The 4990-nt window shown below is 70.2% G+C and carries 4 protein-coding genes; all 4 read right to left on the bottom strand.

What is annotated here, in order from left to right; genetic code table 11:
• Nucleotides 1-182, bottom strand: a 182-nt coding sequence (locus tag VFE05_18170; GenBank protein ID HET6232005.1) for a cold-shock protein, incomplete at its 3' end; no start/stop codon positions are given.
• A 747-nt stretch (nt 183-929) separates the two neighbouring features.
• On the bottom strand, nt 930-1340 hold the full coding sequence (locus VFE05_18165; protein HET6232004.1) for a response regulator: 411 nt from the start codon (nt 1338-1340) through the stop codon (nt 930-932).
• Nucleotides 1341-1611: 271 nt separating this feature from the next.
• Nucleotides 1612-4314, bottom strand: coding sequence for a DUF5916 domain-containing protein (locus tag VFE05_18160; protein HET6232003.1), 2703 nt, complete (start codon nt 4312-4314; stop codon nt 1612-1614).
• A 270-nt stretch (nt 4315-4584) separates the two neighbouring features.
• Nucleotides 4585-4990, bottom strand: a 406-nt coding sequence (locus VFE05_18155) for a hypothetical protein (protein ID HET6232002.1), incomplete at its 5' end; no start/stop codon positions are given.

Here is a 4990-nt window from a genome sequence, read left to right as displayed (position 1 = left end):
GCGGGGCCCTTCTGGCCCTGCACGACGTCGAACTCCACGCGCTCGCCCTCGGCCAGGCTGCGGAAGCCGCCGCCCTGGATGGCCGAGTGGTGCACGAAGCAATCCTTCTCGCCGCTGGCGGGGGTGATGAAGCCGAAGCCCTTGGTGTCGTTGAACCACTTCACGGTACCGGTGGTACGCATAGCCGAACTCCTAGTGTTTTTTCCTGACTGCCGAGGTCCGGGATTTCCGTACCCACCGACTGCCGGTGAATCGCGGGCTGAAAGCGCCCCCGCGTGGGCGTTGCGAGAAAAAACAAAAAGACCCGGACGATCAGCGTCCAGGTCCTAGTGTCCACTGGGCCAGGCATTTCCGACGCCCGGTATCTTCTCGCTCCACAATGATAGCGAAGCCGCCATGATCTGTCAACCACTTCGCTCTCGCGCCCACCGTGGACCCGGCAGCCTGCCGCGGCGGGCCATCTCTGACACCACCCCTCGCCTCCGCTCACGGGTCGCTGCAATCGCGTTTGTAGCCGCAGTTGGGGCAGACGATCTTGCAGTGGTTGTCGTACATCGCGGCGCCGCAGAGCTCGCAGAAGTGCTGCGTGGGGATCTCCCGCGGTCGATACGGGCTGCCGGCCGAAGCCGAAGGTCGGCCGATGGAATTCGAGGTGGGCGCAGACGGCTCTGATCGAGGTTCCGCGGCAGGCGTGGGCCCCGGCTGCGGCTCGGCGCGGGCAGCGTGGAGGCGGGCGCACCAGCTTGGGTCCGGCGGATGGTTCATCGTTCGTGGGATGCGCGGACGTGTCACGGATGGGGACTGGGCTGGTCAGCAAGATAGCCGACGGACCCTTGAACGTCACTGCGGATCCGGCGGTGTGGGATGCGCGTGACCGTTGCTGCCCGTGCGAAGATGTGGGGGCGACGGCTCGGGGCGACGGCGGCAGGTCAGGCGGCGAACGGGGCGCCGACCTGGCGCTGGACCTCGGCGAGGACGCGGCGGGGGTCGCACGGCTTGGTGATGTAGCCGTCGCAGCCCGCGGCGATGGCGCGCTGGCCCACGGAGCCGTACGGGTGCGCGGTGATGATCACCACGGGGATGGCCTTGGTGCTGGGGTCGTGCTTGAGCTGTGAGGTTGCGCTCAGGCCGTCCATGCCGGGCATGGAGATGTCCATCAGGATCACGTCGGGGTGCTGCTCACGGGCGGCGCGCAGGCCGTCCGCGCCGTTGCCGACGGCGAGGACGTGGTAGCCGTGGTGCTCCAGGTATGCGGCGTTGATGGCGCGCATCTCGATCTGGTCTTCCACGATCAGCACGGTCTTCGCGGGGGTGGGGGTGGGCTGCTGCGGCTGTTGCACGGGGCTCGCCTTCGGGGAGGATGTGGGGGAAACATGCCTCCCATGATAACGCATCCAAACCCTTGCGCGCCATAGGTTAGAGCGCGTTGCAGAGTGCTACCGCATCCCGCAGCAGATGCAGATTTTCGCATCGGCAAAGGTGGATCGGTCGCCCGGCCCCGATCCTCCGGAACGAGCAGCGCCCCCGCTTCCATCTCTGGAGGCGGGGGCGCTGCTGCATCTACCCAAGTGCCGGCGCTCTCCCGATGCGCGGGCGGCGTGGCGGGTCAGGTCACGAGCCGAACCAGTAGCTCGCCTTGATGACGAACACGTTGTCCGGATGCTCGCGGAACGGGGCGCGGGCGTCGCGGCCAAGGGCGAAGTCGCCGAACGGGCTGGCGCCGCTGCGCTGCTGCTGCCACACGAAGAAGAGCGTGGAGCCCGGCCGGTACTCCCACCGGACCACCGCGTTGCCGCGCAGGCTGCGGAAGTTGAAGTCCGGGTTGGAGAAGGTGAAGTTCGCCGTGGCCGGGTCGCGGTCCGGGTCCAGCACGAACACGCTGTCGCGGCCGGTGTGCGACTTGAGCACCGTGAGCTGGGCCGCATCGAACGTGGTCTTGTCCAGCGTGCGCGCGCCGTCGTACTGCTTGAAGCGGAAGTACTTGCCGGTAGATGCGAACGGCTGCGCGAACAGCTCCATGGTGAGCGTGGGCGTGAAGGTCCACGCCACGCGCGTGTCCATGGCGATGGTGTGCTGCAGGATGTCGGAGAAGACGATCCGCTGCCCGTAGAAGTCCGTGGCCGTGGGGTCGGCGAAGCGGCGGACGAACTGCACGCCGGTGCCATCGCGGCTCACGTACGGGCCCAGCTGCACCGTCACGTTGGACGCCGGCTTGAAGCGCGCGTTCAGGTTCAGCTCGTAGCCGGCCGGCCCCTCCTGCGCCCAGGTGTAGCTGGGGTTGGTGCTCAGCACCACGCTCTTGCGCGAGTCGGTGCTCAGGCTGGCGTTGAGGTACTGGTAGGCGCCCCGACGCACCACGGGCCCGCCGCGCGTGAGCCGGTCGTCGAACACGCCGGGATGGTAGATGAAGAAGGTGCCCACGTCCCAGTAGCTGGGCAGCGTGGCGCCGATGGAGCCGTGCAGCTGCCGGTCGTTCAGGTCGCGCTCGAACGTGTACTGCTGCTGCGCGCCCAGGGTGAGGCCCACGCTGCGATACCAGCGGGTGGGCTTGTTCCAGTTGCGGTGCACGTTGGCGTTCATCCACACGTAGTCCGCCCGCGACAGGAAGCCCAGGTCGTTGGTCTCGAAGCCGGGGCTGCGCACGTTGGTGCTGGCCTCCCACTGCACGTCGCCCGCCTGCTTGGCCACCCGCAGGTAGCCGCCCCAGCCGCGCAGCGAGGTGAGCCCCTCCTCGAACCGGTTGGTGAACAGGCCGTTGTCCAGCCCGCCGTGGTCCGGCCGGTTGAAGTAGCGCGCCGACGAGCGCTGCAGCCGCCCGATGGCCGCGCTGTCGCCGCTCACGTCCGAGACGGCCAGGTTGCCCATCACGTTGTACGTGCGCTTGCTCCACGACACGTCCCAGTCCAACCCGCCGGACTCGGCGTGGCGGCCCAGCGCGCGCGACAGCCCGTCGTCGCCGAAGCTGCGGATGACCGAGGTGGCCATGGCGCCCAGCGTGGCGTCGCCACCGCGCAGCACGCGCTTGCCGCGGGCGACGAGGTAGTTGGTGCGCGGTTCCACCTCCTGCGTGAACGTCCCGTCCGGCCCGATCGCGTCCGCCACCTCGCTGCGCGTGACCGCGTCCAGCAGGCCGAGCTGGAAGCCGCCGCCGGTGCGGCCGGTGACCTTGGCCGCGCCCAGGATCGACGTGTTGCCCGGCACATCCACGAACTGCGCGTCGCGCGTGACCGCCCCCTGCGGCGCCCGCCCGATGCGGCGCGAGTAGAAGAGCGACATGCTGGACACGTTGCTGCAGAAGAAGCAGTTGAAGTCGCCGAAGCCGAAGAGGCCACTGCCCTCCACGAAGAAGGGGCGCTTCTCGTCGAAGTAGGTCTCGAACGCCGACAGGTTCACCGACGCCGGGTCCACCTCCACCTGCCCGAAGTCCGGGTTGATGGTGGCGTCGAGCGTCAGGTTCGAGGTGAGCAGCGCCTTGACGTCGCCGCCCACGCGCGTGTCGTAGGCCTTCCGCTTCTGGAACGGGTTGCCCGCCTCGGTGGGGCGCACGTACGAGGCGCGGGTCAGGGCGTACGGCAGCAGCTCCACCCGACGGCCGTGCTGGGCGATGCGCAGCCCCTCCAGGTGCCCGAACAGCGGGGGGCCACCGCTCTCGTTCTTGCGCCAGAACGACCACATGCTGCTCTCGTTGATGCGCTGCGTGAAGCGCCACACCTGCACGCCCCACGTCTGCACCGAGTCGCGCGGGAAGCGCAGCTGCGAGAAGGGGATGCGCATCTCCGCCGTCCACCCCAGCGAGTCCACGCGCGTTGCGGCCCGCCACACCGGGTCCCACGAGGGGTCGGCGTTGGGGGTGGCCTGGCCCGCGTCGAACTTCACGCCCGAGGGGTTGACCTGGAAGATGGTGCGGCCGCTGTGGTCGTGGAACGTGTCGAACACCAGCTCCAGGTAGTCGCCGTCGGACTGCTGGTCGCGGCGGGAGAGCTGCGTCCGCACGCCGCGCGCGCCCTCGGTGTCGTACATGCGCGCGCCCACGTACAGCGCGTCGGCGTCGTACGCGAAGCGGACCTCGGTGTGCTGGGTGGCCGGCTTGCCCTCTTCCGGGTCCTGCTGCGTGAAGTCGTGCGCGGCAGGCGCGGTGCTCCACACGCCCTCGTCGAGCTTGCCGTCCAGGTCGATGGGCGCGGCGGCGCGCACGGCCTGGAGCGCGGCGGGCACGCGCGAGGCCGCGGGGGCCGGGGTCTGGGCGCGCAGCGGCGGCGCGGCGAGGGCGGCGGCGAGCGCCAGCAGGGCGGGTGCGGTCTGGAAGCGCGTCATGCGGTCAACGGCGGCAGGAGAAGGTCTGGCACGGTCCCGTGTAGATGCCGCGGGACCCGGAAGGGTTTGAGCGCAGATCGGATGCGGCCGGGAAGCGCGGCCACCCTCCCGGTTCGTGTACGGTTCGTGTCGTGCCCGGCGCAGCGCCTCTCCACCTGGGTCGTGCACCATCTCACGATTCCGCAGGCTGGCTTCGGGAGACGAGCCGCCATCGACGGTGCGCGAGCCGTGCGACTCGCGAACGGCCGGGAGATGCGCAGCTCCGTGTCTCTAGCTTCTACGGTTGGCGGCCCCGGCCTGGAGACGGGCGGCACGGGCGGGGTCCAGCTTCGCCAGGTAGCGCGAGGCGGCGGCGCGGAGCTGCGGATCGCGGTCCCCTCGCGCGACCGCCGCCAGCTTGGCCGCCGACGCCGCCTCGCCGCATTCCGCGAGACGGGCCAGCACGGCCTGCCGCTCGGCTCTGCCTTCCCCCGCGTCGTACTCGCGGATCAGCGCGGCGGACAAGGCCTGGGCTCTCGCGCTGTTCGACGCTGCCGTTACGGCCGCGGCGTCCGCGGGGTTTCGGCGGGCGGGCGCGGCGCTCCACTCGCGCGAGAGGAGGTCGGCGGCGTGGCGGCGGAGCGCGGGGTCGGACTCGGAGCGCGACATCTCCCGAAGCGTGGGCGCGGCGGACGAG

The sequence above is a fragment of the Longimicrobiaceae bacterium genome, from assembly GCA_035696245.1.
Lineage (GTDB): Bacteria > Gemmatimonadota > Gemmatimonadetes > Longimicrobiales > Longimicrobiaceae > DASRQW01.
The sequence above is the reverse complement of the archived record's forward strand: the minus strand, read 5'-3'. Positions and strand labels throughout refer to the sequence as shown.

Bases quoted from the DNA above. Each gene is read 5' to 3' on its own strand.
- VFE05_18160 (HET6232003.1), bottom strand. From the start codon at position 4,314: ATGACGCGCTTCCAGACCGCACCCGCCCTGCTGGCGCTCGCCGCCGCC.